Source organism: Clostridium sp. 7_2_43FAA (assembly GCF_000158375.2).
Classification (GTDB): domain Bacteria; phylum Bacillota; class Clostridia; order Clostridiales; family Clostridiaceae; genus Clostridium; species Clostridium tertium.
The window spans coordinates 3,037,951-3,061,552 of the sequence record NZ_JH815222.1; the positions used below are offsets into that span (position 1 = coordinate 3,037,951).

The window sequence follows — 23,602 nt, forward strand, 5'->3', positions numbered from 1 at the left end:
TTAAGCTCAATAAATTCTCTTATTTTTTAATCAAAATTTTTAAATCTATTATTATAACAGTTTTACTAACCAACTATTTAAATATATGTATCTTTCCACTGTCATTTAAATTTTTTAGTATTATAACTATTATAGGTAATACAAATAATCCTAGGAATCCAAATATTTTTACACCTATAAACATACACATTAGCATTACTATAGGATGTAATCCTATTTGCTGACCTACAACCTTTGGCTCTAGAACATTTCTTACTATTGTTATAACAACATAAATTATAGTTAACCCTACTGCTAAACCTATGTCTCCTCTAATTAGTTCTATTATAATCCAAGGTATAACAATCCCACCTGTTCCAAGTACAGGAAGTACATCTACGCAAGCTATTAATAATGCTATTGTTATTGCGCTTTCAACTCTTAATATAGAAAGCCCTATTGCAAGTTCTATAAAAGTTACTGATATAATTATTGAATAAGCTTTAATAAATTTGAATAAGGTACCAACTATATAGTCTTTTACATCAAAAATAATACTAGAAGCTCTTTCAGAAAACTGCCTTGTTATAAAAGTTGTTATATTTGTATAATCCATTGCAAAAAAGAAAGATGCAATAATTGAAAATATTACTATAATAAAAAAAGTTGGAACTGTTGTAACTGTTGATGATATAAATACAACTACTCCTGATGATATGCTAGAAATTATACTTCCTAAGGATTCTGTTAATGATGATATCATATCTCTTATAGCTTGCATTAAAGTAGGGTCTAATTTTATTAATATATCTTCAAACCCACTTGATAATTGTAATATCACAGGTTCTATTGTTGTTGTATAAAGATTAGGTAATTTAATAAATACATCCTTCAATTCAACAAACAACTTAACTATAAGTACAGTAATTAATGCCCCTACTGTTGTATAAAAAATTAATACTGTAATTCCCGCAACAACTTTTCTATTAAGTCCAAATTTTTTTGATATTGAATTTATTAATGGTTTTAATATAAATGCTATTCCAAAACCTATGACAAATGGTAAAAACCAACCTAGTCCATATTTAATTGCTATATATATTATTGTAGCAACAATTAATAAATATAATGTATTAATTATAAATTCTCTTTTTTTCTCTACACCCATAAGCTTAATCTCCTTATTTTTTTTTATATTGATTATACAATAAATAATTTATATTTTAAATTTATAATTTAAATATTAAGTTAAAATTCAGAATTCAATATAAAATTAAAAATATAATATATTTTCAAACTTATGCCTGTATTATTAAGTTAACTTAGCCCGTAAATCAATAATATCTGAACTTAAATAAATAAGTATATTAAAAAATAACCATAAACTTAATATAAAAAATAAGTTCATGGTTATTTATACTAATTATTTATATAATTCTTAAATACATCTGTAAAATCTTTTTTAATATAATTTTCTCTACTTATCCTTGTCCAATTAAATGCATACTCATTTATATTTTTAAATATTTCCGCTACATTACCTTCAACAACTTTACTTGATGCACATGCACTGGCGGCTATTTTTAATGTTTCTTCTGATTTGTTAAGCATAATATCATTTTCATGTATTATATGAGATATTCTAATTAATGATTTATATAAGTCCTTTAATTGCTCTATTTGATTTCTATCTACATCTATAGAAAAAATAGTTTCTCCAATAACAAATTTAATTTCACAATCTAAGTCTATAGTTCCTGCTGTTTCTATAGCAACGTTTCTAATTGTATTTTTATAGTAATCATATCTAGTTACAAGTCTCTTTTTGCTTACAGCAGATGTACCATCTACATGAATAAGAGCTAAATTAGTAAAACAATATTCATCAGTTCTTGATTTTATAAGGAAAAATATTTGTTCTCCATCCTCATGCATTATATAATCATCTGCATCAACCTTATTAAAGTCCTTTTTATCAATTATTTTACCAATATCACTTAGCCCTAATGCATCTGAAGCTAATTTCTTTAACATATATAAGCCCTCCCGTTTTTTATACTCTCTCTTATTTATAATAGTAGCTTTATAATGATAGATAAATATTATAATTTATCTACTTATTGTTAAATTATTTCCTTTTAATTTTGACAAGAAAGCAATTGAATACCTTTACAAGAATATATATAAAAATACTAATATTTTTATATTAATCCCAAAATATACTTCCAGAATTTTGTAAATATTCATAGTTACATATTGGACATCTACTATTAACTATCTCTTCTTCACTAACTAACTTATATTTACTTTTGCATATTTCACAACTATACTCTAATTTGAAAATTTTATTATCCTCATATTTAATTTCTACATAAGGAACTGTTGTTAAATTTCCACACTTATCACATTTGGCATATGCATTATAATAACTTATATTATTAATCTTTTTCCTACTCAATATAAAATCTATGCTGTCATTTCTTTTCTTAGTAAGCTCTCTTCTAAATACTTCGAAGTCTTGAGTCCTAAACCCAACACCTTCAAATAATGTAGCACTGTAATCACATCTCTTACACTGAATGCTTACTCCTTTACCCAAATCCAATCCCCCTTAATTAAATATAATTATTATATGTATATTTTATCATAAGTTTAATAGAATATGTTTATATAAAAATTCAAAATAAAAATAGAGAAGCTCATACTTCTCTATTTTATAATTCAGCTTGTCTAAATTATTTCCACAATTCTTTCACTTTTTCACTCTTTCATTCTTCACTCTAAATGTAGTCTTCATATTCAGGTTTATTAGTCAGATCACTTAATAAATGCTTTATTTCTTGATCCTTATTCTTGTCCATTATAAGAATAACATCTCCAGCATCTACTATAACTAAATCTTTTATTCCTAATCCAATTATTAGATTTTTATCTCCAAATATAGAACAATTTTCACTATCTTGCAGATATACATTATTACTTGTTTTATTATCTTTCTTTTCTTCTAAATATCTGCTTAATGCTGAAAAACTTCCTATGTCATCCCATATGAAGTCACTTTTTATAACGAAGGCCTTTCTTGTCTTTTGCATAACACCAAAATCTATTGATATCCCATCTATTAATGAATATTGCTCATTAATAACTTCTTCTTCATCATCTTCTCCAATGTGTTTATATATTTCCATTAAGGATTTATATAATTGAGGAAGATATTTTTCTATCTCTCTTAATATCACATCTGCTCTAAAAACAAACATTCCTGAATTCCATAAATAAGTTCCTTTTAATAAAAAATCTTTTGCAACCTCCACATTAGGTTTTTCAGTAAATCTAGCTACTTTATAAGTCGGTATCTCTGATGATTGTATTCTTGGTCCCATCTCGATATATCCATATCCTGTTTCTGCTCTTGTTGGAGATATACCAAGTGTTACTATTCCCCGTCTTTTATTTGCAATATCCACAGCTTGTGATAATGTTTCTATATAAACCTTCTCGTTTTCTATATGATGATCAGAAGGTAATACAACCATAACTGCATCTCCATCTCTCTTTAAAAGCTTAACGGCAGATAGACCTATACATGTAGCAGTTTCCTTGTTCTGTGGCTCTGTAAAGATATTATTAGGATCTATATTTCCAAGCTCTACTTTTATCTTATCCTTATACTCTTTGTTAGTAACTACATAAATATTTTCCTTCTTAATTAAAGGAGTAACTCTATCTACAGTGTTTTGGAGAAAACTTTTATTATTTATTACTTTCAAAAATTGTTTAGGCTTACTTGATCTCGATAAAGGATAAAGTCTTGTTCCTTTTCCTCCTGCTAATATTAGCCCGTATATCAATAACTTTCAACTCCATGTAAATACTATGATATATCTTATGCTATTACCTTTTATTTTGTGAAATTTTTAAAATTGACAATTTTTTTATATTTATTATTACCTATTTAGACAATTTTTATGTATTGACATTTTTTTAAAATAGATTTAAAATAAATTTATAATTAAATATTTCCATTAAGAGGGAGTAGTAAAAAATATAACATCAACATTCGCGGCCTATCGGTCTGGTGTTATATACCATCTTGGTTACGAGACTTTTAATACAGTTTTTCATAAAGTGAAAATTGTATTAAGAGTCTCTTTTTGTTTATAGACTCATATATTTCTAGGCTAATTTTTTTATTGGATCACAAAATATTATTATTAAATAAGTTTGGAGGAGTTATTATGGAGAAGTTTTTTTCAAAACACCATGAAGAAGTATTAAAAAATTTTAATGTATCTAAAAGTGGCTTATCTGAAAATCAAGTTAAAGAAAACTTAGACAAGTTTGGATATAACCAATTAACTGAAAAACAAAAACAAACTATAATGCAAGTTTTCTTAAGCCAATTTAAAGATTTACTTGTAATTATACTAATTATCGCTGCAATTATATCAGCAGCAACAGGTAATCTAGAAAGTACCTTAGTTATATTTGCTGTTATTATTCTTAATTCAATTTTAGGTACAGTTCAACACTTTAAGGCGGAAGCATCCTTAGATAGTTTAAAAGCGCTATCTTCGCCATCTGCAAAAGTTTATAGAAATGGTAAGAAAGTTGAAGTTCAGTCTAAAGAAATTGTTCCTGGAGATATATTAATATTAGAGGCTGGTGATATGGTAGCAGCTGATGGTAGAATAATCGAAAACTTTTCTCTTCAAGTAAATGAGAGTTCATTAACTGGAGAATCTGAAAGTGTAAATAAATTTATTGATATAATAGAAAAAGAAGAAATAGCTTTAGGAGACCAAAAAAATATGGTTTTCTCTGGATCTTTAGTTACTTATGGTAGAGCTTTAGTTGTTGTTACTGCTACAGGAATGAATACTGAAATAGGTAAAATAGCTCACTTAATGGAAGAAACTCAAGAAAAGCAAACTCCACTACAAGCTAGCTTAGATGACTTTAGTAAAAAATTAGCTATAGGAATTTTAATAATTTGTGTTTTAGTTTTTGGTCTTAGCTTATACAGAGGAACACCTATGTTAGATTCCCTTATGTTTGCTGTTGCTTTAGCCGTTGCAGCTATACCAGAAGCTTTAAGTTCAATCGTTACAATTGTACTAGCTCTAGGAACTCAAAAGATGGCAAAAGAAAATGCTATCATTAAAAAGCTTAGAGCTGTTGAAGGATTAGGCTCAGTATCTGTTATTTGTTCTGATAAAACAGGAACGTTAACTCAAAACAAAATGACTGTAAGGAAAGTTTATCTTGATAATAAATTAATTGATGGAGAGGATTTAGATTTAAATGACGAACTTACAAACTACTTAGTAAATAGTTCAATTTTATGTAATGATTCTACATCTAAAGATGGTGTTGAAATTGGTGATCCTACAGAAGTTGCACTTGTTAACTTAGGTCATAAATTATCTTTGGATGAAATAGAAATAAGAAAATCTCACGGAAGATTAGCTGAATTGCCTTTTGATTCTGATAGAAAACTTATGAGTACTCTTCATAAATTTGATAATAAAAATTTAATGTTTACTAAAGGTGCTTTTGATGTATTACTAGATAGAATTGTAAAAATAAAAACATCTGAAGGTGTAAGAGATATAACATATGAAGATAAGCAAAATATAATAAATGCAAATAAACAATTATCACAAAGTGGATTAAGAGTTTTAGCTTTTGCTTATAAAGAATTTACAAATCCAGATTATTTATCCTTAGAAGATGAAAATAATTATACATTTATGGGTCTTATTTCAATGATAGATCCACCAAGAGTAGAATCTGCAGAAGCAGTTAGAGATTGTATAACAGCTGGAATAAAACCAGTAATGATTACTGGTGACCATAAGATAACAGCATCAGCAATTGCAAAGCAAATAGGTATCCTTAGAGATGACGATAGAGCTATTGAAGGCTTAGAACTTGATAAAATGTCAGATGAAGAGTTAAAAAACAATATCGAACATATTTCAGTCTATGCTAGAGTTTCTCCTGAGCATAAGATTAGAATAGTTAAAGCATGGCAAGAAAAAAATGAAATAGTTGCTATGACTGGAGATGGAGTTAATGATGCTCCTGCACTTAAGCAAGCTGATATTGGAATAGCAATGGGTATAACAGGAACAGAAGTATCAAAAGATGCTGCTTCTGTAATATTAACAGACGATAACTTTGCAACAATAGTTAAATCTGTAGCAAATGGAAGAAATATTTATAAGAATATAAAGAACTCTATTAAGTTCCTATTATCAGGTAATACTTCTGGTATATTATCAGTATTATATACTTCATTAATGGCTTTACCAATGCCATTCCATGCAGTACATTTATTATTTATAAATTTATTAACTGATAGTTTACCTGCTATTGCAATAGGTATGGAAAAATCTAAAAAAGATTTATTAAAAGATAAACCTAGAGCTAGAAATTCATCTATTTTATCAAAAGACTTTATATATGAAGTTGCAGCTGAAGGTTTTGTTATAGCAGTATTTACCTTAATAGCTTTCTATATAGGATTAAAAACTGATAGTAATGTTGCTTCTACTATGGCTTTTGCAACACTTTGTTTAGCAAGATTATTCCATGGATTTAACTGTAGAGGTGATAGATCAATATTTTCAATTGGTTTATTCTCAAATAGATATAGTTGGGCAGCATTTGGAGTAGGTTTATTGTTTTTAAATTCAGTACTATTTGTACCATTTTTACAAAATTTATTCGAAGTATCAGATTTAACAGGATCTCAAGTAGGTTATATTTACTTATTCGCATTTATACCAACTTTAATTATTCAAGTTGTTAAAGTTATAAGAGATGCTATTAACGATAGAAAGCATACTAATATATCTTCTTCTGAAGAAAAAGAGGAAGTTGTAAAAGTAGCATAATAACAATTGATAATGGACAATTGACAATTAAGGTGGAAATTCATCAAAGATGAATTTCTGCCTTTTTTATTTTTAAAAATGTTTTTAATGTAAAACTTGTTTATGTTTTTGTTTATTTAAATATTTTAAATAAAGTATCAATTTATATTTATCTTATAACTTTAAATCTGTGTTTATTTCAAATTCAGGCATACCAAATGCATATGGTGCTATTTCATAATAAGGAAAATGTATTATTAATTTACCATCTTTTATATAGAAGCTTTGATTATCCTTAATTCCTTGAAACCCTTCTTTACCTGTAAAATAATAATCAGGATGTTTATTAATTTCTTTTTGTATTTCTTCATTTATAAATTTTTTATAGTCATACCCTTTATCAAATAAATCTTTTAATTGTAGCTTTTCGCCTTTATCAATACTTACATTATAAGTTTTCCTAGTAGTAATCCCATGAGCCCCACCACTAAACTGATAATAATCTATATAGAAGCTTAAAATTTTTTTATCATTAGTTAAACTATAATTTGCTTTCATTTCATATGGAACTGTTGGTTTAAAATCTTCACTTACATCCTTTGTATCTTTTATCCACATAGTGGTCCAATCTAATATTTCCTTGTTAATAACTTTTTCGCCATTTTTATTACTTAAACCAATTATTTGAGGAATTTCGACATTTATATTTATAAATTCAGTATATTCCTTAATAGTTTTATCCACAAGTATTGGATTTTCGACAGCATTACCATTTAATTTTATCAACATCCCCTGTGGATAAATGTGGACAAGATTTATTAATATTATGATTCCTATTATTGATCTTATAGCCTTCTTCATATACCATATCTCCTATTTTTATAAATTGTAGTAATTTTCAGTATTTTTTATAATTATCTATATATTATATTATTTACAGTAGTGTGGATAATTATTAACATTACTTTCAACATAGTGTACACAACTTATCCACATGGACATGTGGATTATGTGTGTAACATACAGATTTTTACTGGAATCTCCCATAATTTTCTACGCCATAAAATTGACAAGCCCTTTAATAAAGCCACTTCAAAGCCTGTGGATAACTTTTGATACCTTTTAATAAAAACCTCAAATTAATAACAAAGAAGTCACAGATTACTAATAATATTAGAATCTATGACTTCTTATTAATCAAATTCCTTTGTCTTACCTGAATTACTTATTAAATTATTTAGTCCTTTAAGCTCTTTTGAAGTTAAGTTTCTCCACTCTCCTATTTTTAATCTTTCTATATTTATATTCATTATTCTTATTCTATTCAACTTAACTACATTATATCCCAAAGCTTCACACATTCTTCTTATTTGCCTATTCATACCCTGTGTTAAAATTATTCTAAAAGTATTTTTATTTTCTTTTGTAACAATGCATTTTTTAGTTATTGTTCCTAAAATTTTCACACCACTAGACATAGATTTTATAAACTTCTCATCAATAGGCTTATCAACAGTAACTATATACTCTTTTTCATGATTGTTTCCAGCCCTCAATATCTTATTTACTACATCTCCATCGTTTGTTAGTAGTATCAATCCTTGAGAATCTTTATCTAACCTTCCTATTGGAAATATTCTCTTTTTATGATTTACAAAATCTACTATATTTCCTTTAACCTTTTTTTCTGTAGTACATGTAATTCCTACAGGTTTATTTAAAGCTATATAAACTAATTCATCTACTTTCTTTATAGACTTTCCATCTACCTTTACATCTGCTGATTCCTTAACCTTAGTTCCCATAACTGCCTTTATTCCATCTACAGTTACTCTACCATTTTCGATTAACTTATCTGCTTCTCTCCTTGAACAAAATCCTGTTTCACTTATGAATTTATTTAGTCTTATTTCAGGGCCTCTATCATTATGTATTATTACAAATTTATCTTCATTATTCTTTTGCTTCATTTTCTATCACCTTTACAAAACTTAAGGACTTACTTTATGTTCATCCCCAGAGTTATTAAATCTAACTTGAATTTTTTGTTCCTCAATGAACTCCTCTGTTTTTTCTAAAGCATCGTATTTCAATTGGCTTCCAGTAACAGTTATAATAATCCCATTCTCAGGAATCATATCATTGTTAAGTTCATATTCTAATATACTTTTTATGGAGATATCAATAGCTGAATTATCTACCTTTAATTCATTTAACATATTAGTGCCTTTTTCTGTTTTACTATAAGAATCTATTATTCTATTAAACTTATTTACCTCTAGTGTTATAGCCGAAGTGGCATCTATAACTATAGTTTTATCAATTGCTCTATAATTAAACGCTCCTATAGCAAGAATAATTATAATTAAACTTAGTAATATTGATATTTGAAGTTTATATTTCTTTATACTTATTCCTTCCGTGCTAATGATATCTTCACCTATTTTATTATCTTTTCCAGATTTAACTTTTATAAACTCACCCTTTGAAGTTAATATAATTGCACTTTTAAACCCTTTATTAAGTATAAGTCCTCTATGTTCTGATACTTGCATTATTTGTGAGATTTCATCTACCCCTAAAATATTTATTGCTTCTACAACTTGTATATATTCTTGTAAATATTTATAATTAGGATTAGAAAATATAACTACATATGCTACAATATACTCTCTCCACGCTTGTAAAAATTCTCTTTCAACTGGTGTTCTTTTAAGAAGTCTATTTATAGGAAACTTCTTTGTTTCACTTAAATAATCAAATAATTCAACATCTTCAATTATAAAATATGCTATATTCAAAATTTTATTTCTTATAGAGTACGATGGATATTCATGAGCCAAATCTTTTATAAGTATTTTATAAGTCAATAGTTCTTCTTTTAAACTTTCTATTTCTTCGGCTCTTTTTTCAATTGCATCATCCAAAGTTACACTTGATGGAGATTTAGTCGAAAATTTATATTTATCATTTTGAAAACCACTCATTCTTCTCCTCCACTTTATAAATCTTTAGTTTCTACAAGCTTTCCTTTTACTACAACTCTTTCTTTTGCTCCTACTGTACAAGTTATTAATGTTATAGTAGCATCGTCTGTATTATCAAGTACATCTACTCTACTTGGATCAACTATAAAGTTTTCAGTCACTTTATATATATATTCCTTTTTATTTGCTTTAACTATTACTTCATCTTCAGCCTCAACCTTATATAGATTAACAAATGCTTCTGAATAATCTGATACTCTATGGCCTGCAACTGCAAAATTCCCCTTTTCACCCGGTTTTACTGAAGTCTCAAAATGTCCTAAGTAATACTGAAGAATATCATCTGTTATTCCCTCAACCAATCCTTGGGATAAATTTATACTAGGAATTTCAATTAAAGCAACAGGCTCATATCCATTAATTGATTTTTCTTGTTTGCCTTCACTTCCATCCTCAGGATCTTCACTTATAACTTGCTCTAAAATATTTTGAAGCTCCTTTTGTTTTTTTGATGTCTCTATTTTTTTATAAACAATTGATACAATTAAAGCTAGTCCAACTATAATTAAAATAATACCTATCCCTCTTCTAATCTTTTCTTTCAAAACCCTCATCCCCCAATAAACATTTATACTAATTTATCATATATTATATCATAAACAGTTAGAGACTTTTACCATAATATATATTTTTTCATAGTCTATTAATATTTTAGGAGTAACTTATGAATAGAAAAGTAATTTATGTAGATTTTGTATTTAAACGCAGGAAACTTTCCTCACGAACTATACATTTTATTTATAAGCTTAAAATAAAATTAAAACTCCTTATTAATAAAATATTTAAAAAGAAAAGGATAAAGAATAGTTCCAAAGTATATCCCTTTAAAAAAGTATTATAATACTCATAAATAAACTTTAATATAAAACCTATATTTATGGTAAAATAATTCTATACTTAATTTAGAGGTGATAAAGTGAGGATAGGATTAGGATACGATGTACATCGTTTAGTTGAAGGAAGGGATTTAATAATAGGTGGCGTTAAGATTCCTTATGAAAAAGGCTTACTTGGGCATTCAGATGCAGATGTATTGCTCCATGCAATTATGGATTCACTACTCGGTGCTTCAGCTCTTGGTGATATAGGAAAGCATTTTCCTGATACAGATGAAAAATACAAAGGAATTTCAAGTATAAAGCTTTTGGAAGAAGTTGGAAAGTTGCTATTAAATAATGGATATTCTATAAACAATATAGATTCTACTATTATAGCTCAGAAACCCAAAATGGCTCCTTTCATACAACAAATGCGAGAAAACATAGCAAATGCGCTAAACATAGATTTAATGCAAATTAATGTTAAAGCAACAACAGAAGAAGGATTGGGGTTTACAGGAAACGGAGAAGGAATCTCTTCACAAAGCATATGTTTGTTAGAAGTGAATAGTTAAAAGTGAAAGAGTGAAATAGTTATGGTAATAATTTAGCTTAGGCTAAATCATATCATTATTCTATTAAAAAAATTCAGCTTGTCTGAATTTCATCCTTAAATCTTTCACTCTTTCACCCTTTCACTAAAAAAGTATGGCTCACATAAGAAAGCCATACTTTTTTCTGGTTTATATATTTAAATTTTTACAACAGCCTTATTTATTTCTCCAATGTATGTATATAGCTATTATAGCACATATCCCCATTAAATAGGGATAAAATAAAAATTTCATTATTGCAAATGGTGATAATGCTGCTAGTCCTGCTGCTGATATTAGCTGTGCTCCATATGGTATTATTCCTTGGAATACACATGAAAACATATCCAATATCCCTGCAACTCTTTTTGGTTCTAAATCAAATTCATTAGAGATATCTTTGGCTATTGGGCCCACAGTTACAATTGCAACTGTATTATTAGCTGTACATATATCTACTAAGCTTACTAGCATAGCAATCCCATATTCTGCTCCTCTTTTGCTTTTAAAATTCTTTAATCCCTTATTAAGAATAAAGTCTATTCCCCCATTGAATTTAATAATTTCTATAGTTCCTGCTATAAGAATTGAAATTATTATAAGTTCACTCATTCCAGATATTCCACTTGATATAGAATTGAATAATCCTATTATATCAAAACTTCCAAATATAAATCCAACTACTCCTGAGGATAAAATTCCAAGTAATAAAACAACTATTACATTAACTCCAAGTAATGCTGTTACTATAACTATTATATATGGTAAAATCTTAAATAAATTAAATTCTAAAACTTCTAAATTAACCACTGCAGAATTTTTAGTTAATAACATAAATATTACTGCAGTTATTATAGCAGCTGGAAGAACTATTTTAAAGTTCATTTTGAACTTATCTTTCATTTCACATCCTTGAGTTCTAGTAGCAGATATAGTTGTATCAGATATTATTGAAAGGTTGTCTCCAAACATTGCTCCACTAACTACTGCACCTACAGCTAATGCAGTTGCTATTCCAGTTTTATCTGCTATTCCTACAGCTATTGGCACCAAAGCAACTATAGTTCCCATTGATGTTCCTATAGATAGAGCTATAAAACATCCTATAACAAATATTCCTGGTATTAATAAGCTACTTGGCAATAATGAAAGCCCTAAATTTACAGTAGAATCTACTGCTCCCATATCTTTTGCTACCTGCGCAAATGCTCCTGCTAATATAAATATGATTATCATAAGCAGAATATTAGTGTTTCCTGCACCTTTACAAAAAATTTCTACTTTCTCATCAAATTTTATTTTTCTATTCATAATCAATGCTGTTAAAGCAGCTGCTAAAAATGGGACAATTACAGATACAGCATAGAAATCTTTTGCCACTATTGACGTTCCTAAATAAACTAATAAAAATACTCCTAATGGAATTAAAGCTAGTCCATTTCCTTTATTCTTCAAAGCCTTCTTCTCTCCTTTTATAATAAATTATTTTATACAATGTAACTTTCAAAATAAAAAAGCCTCTGCAGAAATACAGAAGCTTTAATCACACATATAAAAAATTATAGTTCGCCTCTTATCTACCAGGATTTCCTGCAGGATTTAGCACCTTAAGAATCGATTAAAATTCTTGGTTGCTGGGCTTCATAGGGCCAGTCCCTCCACCACTCTTGATAAGACTTTTAAATTTTGCATTATTATAGTATCAATTTAGATTATCATTGTCAACATGAAATTTTTTCTTAACCCCTATAATTTGAATATTAGTCCATTTTATTGTCAATAATTAAAATAGGATCTCAAAATCTCACTCCTTATGCTTTATAAAAGTGCCTTTGTGCACTTTTATTTTTTATAATTACATTTAATTAAAGTGTTCAACATTATGTAGATTTACTCTCAATCATTGGAGTGAAAAAAATTATATATTATATTTTTAAACTATTTTATTTTTATATATACAAAAAAGAGATTACATAGTAATCTCTTTTTATTTGGTGCGTTATCAGGGGATCGAACCCGGGACACCCTGATTAAGAGTCAGGTGCTCTACCAACTGAGCTAATAACGCATATGGAGCGGGTGATGAGAATCGAACTCACGTAACTTGCTTGGAAGGCAAGGGCTCTACCATTGAGCTACACCCGCAAATTTTATTGACAATAATATTATATATTCCACAATTATTACTGTCAATAATAAATTTTCCCTTAAATTATTTCTGTAAGTGATTTTAATAAAATATCTCTAAATTTCTCACCATCACGCTTATTTTTATTAGCTCTTTCGCATATGTTATTCCATTCAGGGATACTTATACCAATCCTATCTTTAAATTCCCTTTCAGTTGTTGTCATATAGCTTGAATTTACTACAAACTCCCCTAAATCCTTTGGGGTATTAAAAATTTTTAAGTATAAAAATTCTCTGTTATCTCCATACCAGGTTCTATTAAAGTCCCTGGAAAACCTTTGAAGTGCTCTAATTAATTTATCCTTAGGCAAAGACCAACAATCCTTTACCATTTTTACATGCCTTCTCATATTATCTGCTTCTTCTTTAGATATTTTCTTATTTTTTTCTCCATCTAAGATTATTTTTTCTACTGGAATGTTTGGAATACTAATAACCATTCTTTCTTTTCCATATATCCATTTATAAAATGCCTCTTGTAAAAACGAATATTGAATATATCCTAATAACATTTTCTCATTTGGAAAATATGACCATGTATTATTAAGTCCGTTATTCTTACAAAAAACTAAACTATGGATATATATACTTTTTTCATTAGGCAATTTATCCATAAACATATGTCCTCTTATTGTTTTGTTTTCATTAATCAATTCTTCCCAGTAATCAAATGAATCATAGCTATGTCTCACTGTATCACCTTTCTTTCAGCTCAGTAATATAATATACTATACATATATTATATAGTATGTTATACCATCTTTTCAAGTATTTTCAAAGAATATAACAAAGTAAATTTAAACACTTTTACATTACAATATTCTGATAATATAATTTTACACTTATACTTAGTAAAAATATACCACTTTGTTATATATAACTTAAATATACTAAATATTATCTATTACAAAAACTATTATATTGTAGATTATTAATCCCAAAAAATATATAATATTATTAAAGATATAAAAAGGAGGCATGACTTTGTACCACTGTGAAATTTGTGGAGCAACAGCGGATATTCATCATATAGTTCATAAACACGAAGGTGGCTACGATATTAAGTTAAATTATAAATATCTTTGTAACTACCACCATAGAGGAAAAAATGGTCCTCACAACTGTATAGAAACTGATTTGAGGTATAAACTAGAATTACAAGATAAACTCTATAAGTTATTACCCAAAGATTACTATACTGCTAAGGAGCTTTATACTCTTCTAGGAATGTCTAATTCTTCTTTAAAAAAATTAATTAAAAAACTTAAATTATTTAAAGAAGGTTATTCTAAAGAAGATATAATTAAAAACCTCATGGGCGGTAAACTCTACTCATATGCTATGCTTCAAGAGCTTGAATTGGAACGTCTTTTCCATAGTATTAATATTAGCTAAAACATTCTTTTATATTCAAGCTACTAACTATTTATTGCATAGATTTACTAAATTTCTTTAGTTTTAAATTAGATTTATAAAATATACAAAGCTCTTAAATACTATACTACCAAGCAAGACTTGATAACTATAGTTATTTAAGAGCTTTCTTTTATATCAAATAACATATATTCTTAATAAGCGGCAAATAAAAAGCTTTTTAAAAAATATATTATATTCTTAAAAAGCTTTTGGAGCGGAAGACGGGATTCGAACCCGCAACTTTCACCTTGGCAAGGTGACACTCTACCATTGAGTCACTTCCGCATATTATTTTAAATATTTTAATGGTGCAGATGAAGGGAGTCGAACCCCCACGCCAATGGCGCTAGATCCTAAGTCTAGTGCGTCTGCCAATTCCGCCACATCTGCATACCTTGTATTAATATTATATAAAATATTATTTTTTAAATCAATATAAATTGTAAAATTTGGTTATTTTATTTCTATAATAATATCTTATATGTACTTTAATTATCTTAATTATTTTAATAAATTTAATGATCACTAAGAGCTTAACATAGTAAAGTTTCTCTTAGTGATCATTAATTCATATTATATTATATTATTTTTTCACTTCTTGTTTAGCTAGTTCTTCTTTATTGTTTTACTCTATATTAAATATATAAAGTATTCCAACATCATGGTTATCTTCTTTATTTTCATAAGTTATATAGACACCGTAAAGTCCAGCTTTCATATCAGATGTATCTATTGATATGTCTCCATTTTCATCTATAGAATTTTCTACATCTAATTTCTCACTACCTACCATAATTTCCTTAGGTTTCAATGCCTCTCCACTTTTAGACACTACTCTTTCTTTAAGTATAACTTTATTATTTTCTACTGTAGCCATTCCAGCTTCAATTATTTGTAGATTAGCATTTAGTACCTTAAGATTTTTTAAGTTCTTTAGAGGTGATAAATCCCTTACTTCATTTTGCTCTATATTAAGTTCTTCTAAATTCTCAGCATATTCTAAGCCTTTTAAGCTTGTAATTCTTCTGCTACTACCAGTTAAGGTCCTTAGATTATGCATATCTTTTAAAGTTATATCTCCACTCAATCCAAGCGCCTTTTGAATATCTTGTTTTAGATACTTATCTTCAATTTCAATAACTTTATTTAAATCAACTCTTTTTAAGCTATTAATTGTTTCTTTTAATTCAGTTATCATTGATTGTATTTCTTCATAAGTAGATGCTTTATTTTCTATCATTTCTGTTGCTTTTCCCACAGCCTGATCTAGTACACTTAAACTTTCTTCAGTATAAGCTTCTCTATCTATACCTTTAGCACTTTCAACTAATTTAGAAAGCTCTGTATAATCTATGGATTCTGAATTTGCATAATAAAGCTTAGTATCTCCCCATGTAGCGTGGTCTGAACCAATTCCATTTCCACCATCAGTTACTACAAGTTTTAATTCCTTAGCATCATTTATATCAACTTCTACATACTTCATAGCATCTCTAGAAGTCATTACTCCACTATCGAATTTCTTTTCTCCATCGACATATATTTCGAAGGAAACTGAACCTACTGTACCAAACATTTGTCTATCTACTCCAACATATGAGCTAAAGAATGCATAATCTTTATCACTTAAATCATATGTTATTGTTGAAGTTGCATGAGCACCTATACCTCTTTCAAATGATACTTCATTGCCCTCTTCATTAGTTAATCTTAAAGCATTATTACTTGTAGATATATCCTTCTTAGGAGCAGCATAGCTATTTTGAGTAAATTTCCAATCATATTCTGTCAAATACGTATAATCTTCCATGTTTACTACTGCTATAGTTCTTGATTTAGTTACTTCATTACCATCACTATCTAGAACTTTATAAGTAATTGGATATTTTCCTGGTTTATTAAAGTTTACTTCACCAGTTACTTCAACACTTGAAGTTAAATCTCCATCTTCAGCATCAATTGCAGTATACTCTTCATTTAAGTCAATCGCCTCTCCAACCTTTGTTGACACTGATTTTGGAATAGTTAACTCTGGCTTTGCATTTGTAGTATATAATTTAGTATCTGCCCATGATGCAAAATCTCCAAGTCCATTACCATCAGCATTATCTGCTACTAATTTAAGTTCTTTTACTCCAGTAACATCTAGATTTACAAGCTCTGCTTCACTATCTCTTCTTATTACATCTGATGTATAAACTTCTTCACCATCTGCAAATATTTTAAATATTATGGTAGTTCTATTATCATTGTAGTTTTTATCAGTACCTACATATGTTGAGAAGTTGGTATAATTTCCATCTAACTTATATACTATTTCTGCATTTGTTGCAGCTCCAATTCCTTTATCAAATTCTTTTATTTCGCCATTAACTTTAAGTTTAATTTTACTACTTGAGTTAACTGCTGAATCTTTGTTTACAGTTTTCCATCCTGATACTGCTGAATCCCACTCCATATCAGATACATAAGTACTATTACTATAAACTACAAATTTTCTATCTTTGCTTGCTTTATTTCCAGCACTATCTGTTATTGTATATGTCACAGTGTATTCTCCAGATTTATTTATATTAAAATCATTTTTATTAACCGTAACATTACTAGTTATATCACCATCTTCTTGGTCATTTGCTGTAACCCCTGAAGTTAAGTCAAAATTGCTGTTTAACTTAACATAAGTTATATCTTCAACATCTATTGTTGGGAACTTAGCTCTTATTATTTCTTCAGCTTTAACTAATTCTTCTTCAAATAGATTAGCAGCTGGATGGCTCTTAACTTCTTCCCTTAGAGCTTGTACCTTATCTAGAGTATTATAACTTTCAGTAACTTCTGTTTTATTACTATCAGTAAATAGTTCATTATTTATCTTATCTGCTAAAATATCCTCTCCATAGAATGATACTTCACCTATACTAGCCCAATCCTGATTTGCTTCTATAAATTTAAACATCACTCTTCTTGCTGTAGTTTTAGCTATTTTAAACTCTACAACATCATTAACATTTCCAGTATATTCACCTTTACCTGCTAATATAAAATCATTTCCCTCAGCTTCATTAGACGTGTATATTTCAAATTTCCTAGCAAATCCTTTTCCACCATTTCTTGCTTTATAGGCTATTCTATTTATTTCCTTACTTTCACCTAAATCAAATATAACTTCATTTTTGAATGTATCACTGTTTGGTTTATTAGTTTCCCAATGTGTATTTCCATTACCATCTATTGCATTACCTATAACAGTACCTGGATAACTTCCAGCATTGTTAGTTACTGAAGTAGCTCCAAATTTAAACTCTTCATTATATTTATCTAAGTTATCAAACTCACCAAACTTTGATTTGTTTACTGTAAAATCTTCATATATAGTTACATAAGATTTAATTTCTGTTATGTTATTGTCACTATCTTTTACTCTATAAACAACTTCAAATCTACCAATTTTACCTTCTTTATAGTTATTTGAAACTATTTCAACATCAGAAGATAAATTTCCATCTTCAGCATCTCTCGCTTCGATACCTGATTCAAAATCTACTGCTTCTCCTAACTTATAAATCTTATCTTCAACTGAGATAACTGGTTTTGCATTATTTGTAGTTAATTTAGGATTAGCTATTACTGCATGATCTAAAGTATTTCCATTTCCAGCATCAGTAACTTTTATTACTAGTTGGTTTATGCCCTTAACTGGAACATTTATATATTCCATATTATCAGCATATTTTAAAACTTCAGTATTAGCTAAAGTTTTACCATCAGCTATTATTTCAAACTTTATACTAGAAGTATCTTGTACTGCTATTCCTGCATCAACTCCAAGTAAAACCTCGAAATTATCATAGTCTTTGCCTGCTAAGTCATAAGTTATTGTACCATTTGCATGTATTCCAAAACCTTTTTCAAAGTCTTTAACTTCTCCATTTACTCTACCTTTTATATTAGTATTTCTTCTTGGAGTTCCCCATTGAGTTTGTGCAGCTGACCATTCTAAATCTGATAAATAATTATAATCACTTACAACTTCAACTTCTACTATCTTTTCTACTAATATACCTTCATCACTTACAGAATATTTAACTTGATATTTTCCTTTTTGGCTAGTATCTACATTATGTTCAATCTCAACCTTAGAAACTATATCATTTCCCTCATAGCTTAATACTTTTATATAGTCTAAAGGATTAAATTCTTCTCTTAACTCTAAAGTAATCTTATTTTGTTGAATGTTTATACTAGGTGAAAATGACTCTATTGACACAGAATCACCTGTACCTAAATTAATATCATAAGGTACTACTTCGTATTTAGAATTCTTAGTTGTATCTGCATTAGTATCTATAAAGGAATTAGTTGAAGTAAATCCTATTAACTCACCATCTCTTAATATTTCATATCCTAGTAAATCTGATTTAACATTATTATCTATACTAAATGTTAACTTAATTCCATTTTCTACTCTATTTAATGTAACATCTAAATTAGTATCTTGAGTAAATCCATTTCCCTTATAATTAGCTTTGCTATTATTTAGATACCATATCTTTTTATCCGGCTTTGGATACTTACTAGTTTCTTGTCTAGTTTCCTCATTAACCTCAAATCCATGTCTAGCAAAGTATTCGCTTAAGTCTTCACCAATTACTTCTGATGAGAATTTAACTAAATATTGCATCTTAATATTATCAGGATTTTCACTTCCTAAGTTAACATTTCTTTCTCTATATAATTTATTTAAATTTCCCCAATATCCAGGCTTATACATTTCTAATTGCCAATATACTGCTAAATTTTCAGCCAGTTCACCTTCTGAGTACTTATTAGAATTCTCGCTTATAACATTCTTATAAATTTTATTTTCAAACGGTATTCTATTATCTATCTTATTGTAATATACAGACATATACATAGGTAGCATGTTATTTGTAACTTCACCATATAATCTTGTGCTTACATCCATTCTATGTCCTATCTCATGATCTAATCCCCAGCCTGGCTCTCCAACTAGTAAACTAGTCATTACATCACCTTGTACTCCTATATGATTGGTATATGCATACATATATCCAAATGGTTGTGCTAACCTAACATTTTCTCTTATATATTTAGGATCATTTTGCTCATTGCTACCATCTAGTCCATAGTATTTAAAAAGCTCTTTCATATGATTATTGTATCGATTTACTGTATCTAGTGGATTCGCACCTTTTTCTATATATGCTTTATATGCACCTGTAGCAGTACCTGTCCACACTATGTGGTCACTTACAAATTCGAAAACATCTAAAACTTCCCTGTCTAATACATTAGGATTCTTAGCTATATCTTCATCTATTGCTTTCTTATACTCTATTAAAAATTCTTTAAATTCTTCCACATTAGTATCCGCTGTAAGGAATGGGTATTTGTCTCCTGAAGCAAATCTTATAACTGGAGTTTTTGGTTGTTGCTCACTAGTGTACGGATTTAAAATATATATTGATCCCCCTCTAGTTACATCATGTCTATACCAATTATCAACTGCTATATCAGGAACAGTTATTACATTTTTACCTGGGTTTAAATTCACTGTTCTCATCCAGTTAGCAAAGCTTCCTTCTTGTTGAGAAAAGACTAACTTTGGCATTGGCTGACTTGGATCAGCATCTACATAAACTGTTATTTCATCACCTGGTTTTGCAGATATTCCTGTCGGTTGATTATTATTACCAAATCCAAATTTTAAATTTCTATTAGCATGTGCTACCATATCTCCGTGTTGTTCTGCTGTAATAATTTTTACAGTCTCTAATTCACCTTTAAGGATCTTATTTGCTAATTCAAATGCTTCTGTAAATGTACTTTCTAAAGGATGTCCTTTAACTTCATTTTCTAAATCCTTTAGTTTTTCTATAGTATTAAATTCCTCTGACAATTCATTCATTAATCCATTTGTAAATAGATTATCAACTTTATCACTTACTACATCTTGCTTATAGAATGCTATCTCTGATAATGTAGCCCAATTTTGATCTGAGTTTTTAAATTTAAATTTAATTCTCTTAAACTTAGTCGGACTGAACTTTGCCTCAACTAATCCAGATACTTTATTATGACTACCTGTTGCCACAAGCTGATATGTATCTCCCTTAGATGTTGTAGATCCATATATTTCAAACTCTTGAGCAAATCCTTTGTTATCAGATTTTCTTGCTCCGTATAATATCCTATTTAATTCTACAATTTCCTTAAATTCTACTTCTACTTCATTTGTAAAATCAGATGTATTTGCTTTATTAGTTTCCCAATATGTATCTGGATTATCATCTATAGCATTTGTTATTACTTGTGATGCATAATGTCCAGCATTATTTTTGATACTTTCTATATTATCATTATCCATTTTAAATAATTCTGAATAATCTTCATTAAAATAATCCTCAAATTTTCTTGTAATTGCTGTTGTTGCTTCAATTTTATTTTCTTCTAATAGTATTTTTGCATTTTCTATATCTTCTTTGAAGCTACTGTAAAGAGGATGATTTTTAGCTTCATTTTCTAAAGCCTCTAGCTTTTCTTTTGTATTAAACTCTTCACTAACTTTACTCATTGTAGCATCAGTAAATAAATTTAATATCTTGTCATATACTTTATCTTCCTTATAAAATCTAAATTCAGCTACAAATGGTCTATTTATATTAGCCTTTACAAATTTAAACTTTATTCTTTTAAACTTAGTTGGCTCAAATTTAAACTCTAAGAAGTCGTTAGTACTTTGAGCACTTCCTGTTGCTACTAATTGGAATGTATCACCCTTTGTTGTTTCTGAAGCATATATTTCAAACTCTTCTGGGAATCCCTTTCTGTTTTCTCTTGCTAAAAATGCAATTCTATTTAATACCTCTGGCTTATCTAATGTAAATATTACTTCATTAGTAAAATCTTCAGTATTATTTTTATTTGTTTCCCAGTGTGTTTCAGTCTTGTCATCTATCATATATTCTAATTTAGAATTAGGATATATTCCTCCATTTGCACTTATGTTAGCTATATTAGAGTTTGGCATTCTAAATAATTCACTATATTCAGAGTCCTTTCCATTGTGGTACGCTTCTAATCTTGAAACCTTCGCTGTTGTTGCTTCAATTTTATTTTCTTGTAGAAGTATTTTTGCATCCTCTAAATTCTCTTTATAATCATCATAAAAAGGATGGCTTTTAGCTTCTTCTTCTAATGCTTGTACTTTTTCTAATGTATTAAATTCTTCACTTACACTGCTCATTGTATCATCAGTGAATAGCCTATCTATTTTTTCTGCTATTTCATCTTGAGTATATAAACCAAACTCAGCAGCACAAGCCCAATTCTCGTATCCCTTTTTAAATACAAATTTAACCCTTCTAAACTCAGTAGGATTGAATCTTATTTCTATAGAATCCTGTGTTGCTTTAGACGTTCCACTAGACACCAATTCAAATGTATCACCCTTAGTCGTTCTAGATGCATATATATCAAATGCTTCTGCAAATCCTCTATTAGTTCCACGAGGTGCAGTATATACTATTCTATTTAATGTTATTAATTCATTTAACTCTATTACTACTTCATTAGTAAAACTATCACTATTTTGTTTTCCTGAATGCCATTTTGTATTTATATCTCCATCCATAGCTTTAGTTATAGCTTCACTTGCATATTGCCCACCATTTGTAGTTATTGATTTCACTTTGCTTGATAGAACTTTATAGATTGCATCATACTGTGGAAGTATCTCACTATTCATATCTTTAAATTTAGATACCTTAGCATCAATATAGTTAACTTCTTTATTTTCTACAATTAACTTTGCATTTTCTATATCTTCTTTAAGCTCACTATATAATGGATGATTTTTCACTTCTTCTTCTAACGCATTTATTTTTTCTATATTATTAAACTCTTCATTTACTTGACTCATTGTACCATCAGTAAATAAATTCTTCACTTTATCACTCACTACATCTTCTTTATAAAACATAAATTCTGATGCTGAAGCCCAATCTTGATCAGCTTTTTTGAACTTAAATTTTATTCTCTTAAATTCAGTTGGATTAAACTTAATTTCTACTATATCCCCAGTAGAACCTGTATATTCACCACTACTTACTAATCTAAAATCATCTTCTTCATCAGTAAGAGATGTATATATTTCTACTTCCTTAGCAAAACCTTTCCCTTTAGCTGATGACTGCCTTGCTGCATATACTATTCTGTTTAAGTTTGTTACTTCATTTAATTTAAATATTACTTCATTGGTAAAATCAGTACTATTTGGTTTCCCTGTTTCCCAATGAGTATTGAAATCTCCATCTATAGCTTTATTAATAGTAGAATTTGGATAATTACCTCCATTATTTGTTATAGATTCAATATTTGAGTTGTCAATTTTAAATACTTCATTATAAGCATTTAGATTATCACTATTGTATAAGTTAAATTTACTTATACTAGCTTGAGTCAATTCATTAACAGATGTATTTTCTGTTATAGAAACTTGATTTCTTGATAGCTCATCTGCTAAAACCTTTACTGTTGTAGATGAGAAATTGGTTATTAGTGCAGCTATTAATATAGCCGCTATTTTTTTCTTATTCATAATTTACCTCCCTGGTTAGTTTTATCTAGCCTTAGAAGTACATTAAAAAAGCTACTCT

The 23,602-nt window shown here is 28.3% G+C and carries 14 protein-coding genes, 4 tRNA genes and 1 riboswitch; of the genes, 3 read left to right on the top strand and 15 right to left on the bottom strand.

The annotated features are described in order from the left end of the window. Window positions 1-73: 73 nt before the first annotated feature. The 4 genes from ytvI to CSBG_RS15405 form a co-directional block, all read right to left on the bottom strand. On the bottom strand, window positions 74-1,147 hold the full coding sequence (gene ytvI / locus CSBG_RS15390; protein ID WP_008681008.1) for a sporulation integral membrane protein YtvI: 1,074 nt from the start codon (window positions 1,145-1,147) through the stop codon (window positions 74-76). A 251-nt stretch (window positions 1,148-1,398) separates the two neighbouring features. Beyond that, the gene (locus CSBG_RS15395; protein WP_008681009.1) at window positions 1,399-2,013 is read right to left on the bottom strand and encodes a PH domain-containing protein; all 615 of its coding nucleotides are present in this window, start codon (window positions 2,011-2,013) and stop codon (window positions 1,399-1,401) included. Between the two features lie 172 nt (window positions 2,014-2,185). Then, the gene (locus CSBG_RS15400; protein WP_008681010.1) at window positions 2,186-2,578 is read right to left on the bottom strand and encodes a hypothetical protein; all 393 of its coding nucleotides are present in this window, start codon (window positions 2,576-2,578) and stop codon (window positions 2,186-2,188) included. Window positions 2,579-2,759: 181 nt separating this feature from the next. Beyond that, complete coding sequence (locus CSBG_RS15405; protein WP_008681011.1) at window positions 2,760-3,830, bottom strand: mannose-1-phosphate guanylyltransferase; 1,071 nt, start codon at window positions 3,828-3,830, stop codon at window positions 2,760-2,762. A 387-nt stretch (window positions 3,831-4,217) separates the two neighbouring features. Here CSBG_RS15405 and CSBG_RS15410 point away from each other — a divergent pair, with 387 nt between their 5' ends. Beyond that, entirely contained in the window at window positions 4,218-6,881 is a 2,664-nt protein-coding gene (locus CSBG_RS15410) for a cation-translocating P-type ATPase (protein WP_008681012.1), read from the top strand. 153 nt (window positions 6,882-7,034) lie between these two features. On the opposite strand, the gene CSBG_RS15415 is transcribed toward CSBG_RS15410, so the two are convergent. The 4 genes from CSBG_RS15415 to CSBG_RS15430 form a co-directional block, all read right to left on the bottom strand. After that, window positions 7,035-7,721, bottom strand: coding sequence for a DUF3298 and DUF4163 domain-containing protein (locus tag CSBG_RS15415; protein ID WP_008681013.1), 687 nt, complete (start codon window positions 7,719-7,721; stop codon window positions 7,035-7,037). Between the two features lie 332 nt (window positions 7,722-8,053). Continuing rightward, complete coding sequence (gene rluF, locus CSBG_RS15420) at window positions 8,054-8,830, bottom strand: 23S rRNA pseudouridine(2604) synthase RluF (RefSeq protein ID WP_008681014.1); 777 nt, start codon at window positions 8,828-8,830, stop codon at window positions 8,054-8,056. Between the two features lie 21 nt (window positions 8,831-8,851). Then, a complete protein-coding gene (locus tag CSBG_RS15425) occupies window positions 8,852-9,847 on the bottom strand; it encodes an anti-sigma factor domain-containing protein (RefSeq protein WP_008681016.1) in 996 nt (331 codons plus the stop codon). Between the two features lie 14 nt (window positions 9,848-9,861). Continuing rightward, a complete protein-coding gene (locus tag CSBG_RS15430) occupies window positions 9,862-10,452 on the bottom strand; it encodes a class D sortase (RefSeq protein ID WP_008681018.1) in 591 nt (196 codons plus the stop codon). Between the two features lie 371 nt (window positions 10,453-10,823). On the opposite strand from CSBG_RS15430, the gene ispF reads away from it, so the two are divergent. After that, on the top strand, window positions 10,824-11,300 hold the full coding sequence (ispF, locus tag CSBG_RS15435; protein ID WP_008681019.1) for a 2-C-methyl-D-erythritol 2,4-cyclodiphosphate synthase: 477 nt from the start codon (window positions 10,824-10,826) through the stop codon (window positions 11,298-11,300). Between the two features lie 195 nt (window positions 11,301-11,495). Here ispF and CSBG_RS15440 read toward each other — a convergent pair whose 3' ends face one another. From CSBG_RS15440 to CSBG_RS15455, 4 genes are all read right to left on the bottom strand, one after another. Further along, window positions 11,496-12,773, bottom strand: coding sequence for a Na+/H+ antiporter NhaC family protein (locus CSBG_RS15440; protein WP_008681020.1), 1,278 nt, complete (start codon window positions 12,771-12,773; stop codon window positions 11,496-11,498). A 115-nt stretch (window positions 12,774-12,888) separates the two neighbouring features. Continuing rightward, window positions 12,889-12,995, bottom strand: a riboswitch (SAM riboswitch). A gap of 315 nt (window positions 12,996-13,310) precedes the next feature. Next, window positions 13,311-13,386: transfer RNA gene (locus CSBG_RS15445), tRNA-Lys, on the bottom strand. A gap of 3 nt (window positions 13,387-13,389) precedes the next feature. Beyond that, window positions 13,390-13,463, bottom strand: a tRNA-Gly gene (locus CSBG_RS15450). A gap of 62 nt (window positions 13,464-13,525) precedes the next feature. Continuing rightward, window positions 13,526-14,200 (bottom strand): hypothetical protein, encoded by a 675-nt coding sequence (locus tag CSBG_RS15455; RefSeq protein ID WP_008681021.1) that lies wholly within the window; start codon window positions 14,198-14,200, stop codon window positions 13,526-13,528. A 286-nt stretch (window positions 14,201-14,486) separates the two neighbouring features. Here CSBG_RS15455 and CSBG_RS15460 point away from each other — a divergent pair, with 286 nt between their 5' ends. Next, window positions 14,487-14,903 (top strand): HNH endonuclease signature motif containing protein, encoded by a 417-nt coding sequence (locus CSBG_RS15460; RefSeq protein WP_035285516.1) that lies wholly within the window; start codon window positions 14,487-14,489, stop codon window positions 14,901-14,903. Window positions 14,904-15,134: 231 nt separating this feature from the next. Here CSBG_RS15460 and CSBG_RS15465 read toward each other — a convergent pair. The 3 genes from CSBG_RS15465 to CSBG_RS15475 form a co-directional block, all read right to left on the bottom strand. After that, window positions 15,135-15,209: transfer RNA gene (locus CSBG_RS15465), tRNA-Gly, on the bottom strand. A 21-nt stretch (window positions 15,210-15,230) separates the two neighbouring features. Beyond that, a tRNA-Leu gene (locus CSBG_RS15470) sits at window positions 15,231-15,314 on the bottom strand. Between the two features lie 235 nt (window positions 15,315-15,549). Further along, the gene (locus tag CSBG_RS15475) at window positions 15,550-23,544 is read right to left on the bottom strand and encodes an NPCBM/NEW2 domain-containing protein (protein WP_008681023.1); all 7,995 of its coding nucleotides are present in this window, start codon (window positions 23,542-23,544) and stop codon (window positions 15,550-15,552) included. Between the last annotated feature and the right edge of the window lie 58 nt (window positions 23,545-23,602).

Bases quoted from the DNA above. Each gene is read 5' to 3' on its own strand.
- ytvI (WP_008681008.1), bottom strand. From the start codon at position 1,147: ATGGGTGTAGAGAAAAAAAGAGAATTTATAATTAATACATTATATTTA.
- CSBG_RS15395 (WP_008681009.1), bottom strand. From the start codon at position 2,013: ATGTTAAAGAAATTAGCTTCAGATGCATTAGGGCTAAGTGATATTGGT.
- CSBG_RS15410 (WP_008681012.1), top strand. From the start codon at position 4,218: ATGGAGAAGTTTTTTTCAAAACACCATGAAGAAGTATTAAAAAATTTT.
- CSBG_RS15415 (WP_008681013.1), bottom strand. From the start codon at position 7,721: ATGAAGAAGGCTATAAGATCAATAATAGGAATCATAATATTAATAAAT.
- rluF (WP_008681014.1), bottom strand. From the start codon at position 8,830: ATGAAGCAAAAGAATAATGAAGATAAATTTGTAATAATACATAATGAT.
- CSBG_RS15425 (WP_008681016.1), bottom strand. From the start codon at position 9,847: ATGAGTGGTTTTCAAAATGATAAATATAAATTTTCGACTAAATCTCCA.
- CSBG_RS15460 (WP_035285516.1), top strand. From the start codon at position 14,487: ATGACTTTGTACCACTGTGAAATTTGTGGAGCAACAGCGGATATTCAT.
- CSBG_RS15475 (WP_008681023.1), bottom strand. From the start codon at position 23,544: ATGAATAAGAAAAAAATAGCGGCTATATTAATAGCTGCACTAATAACC.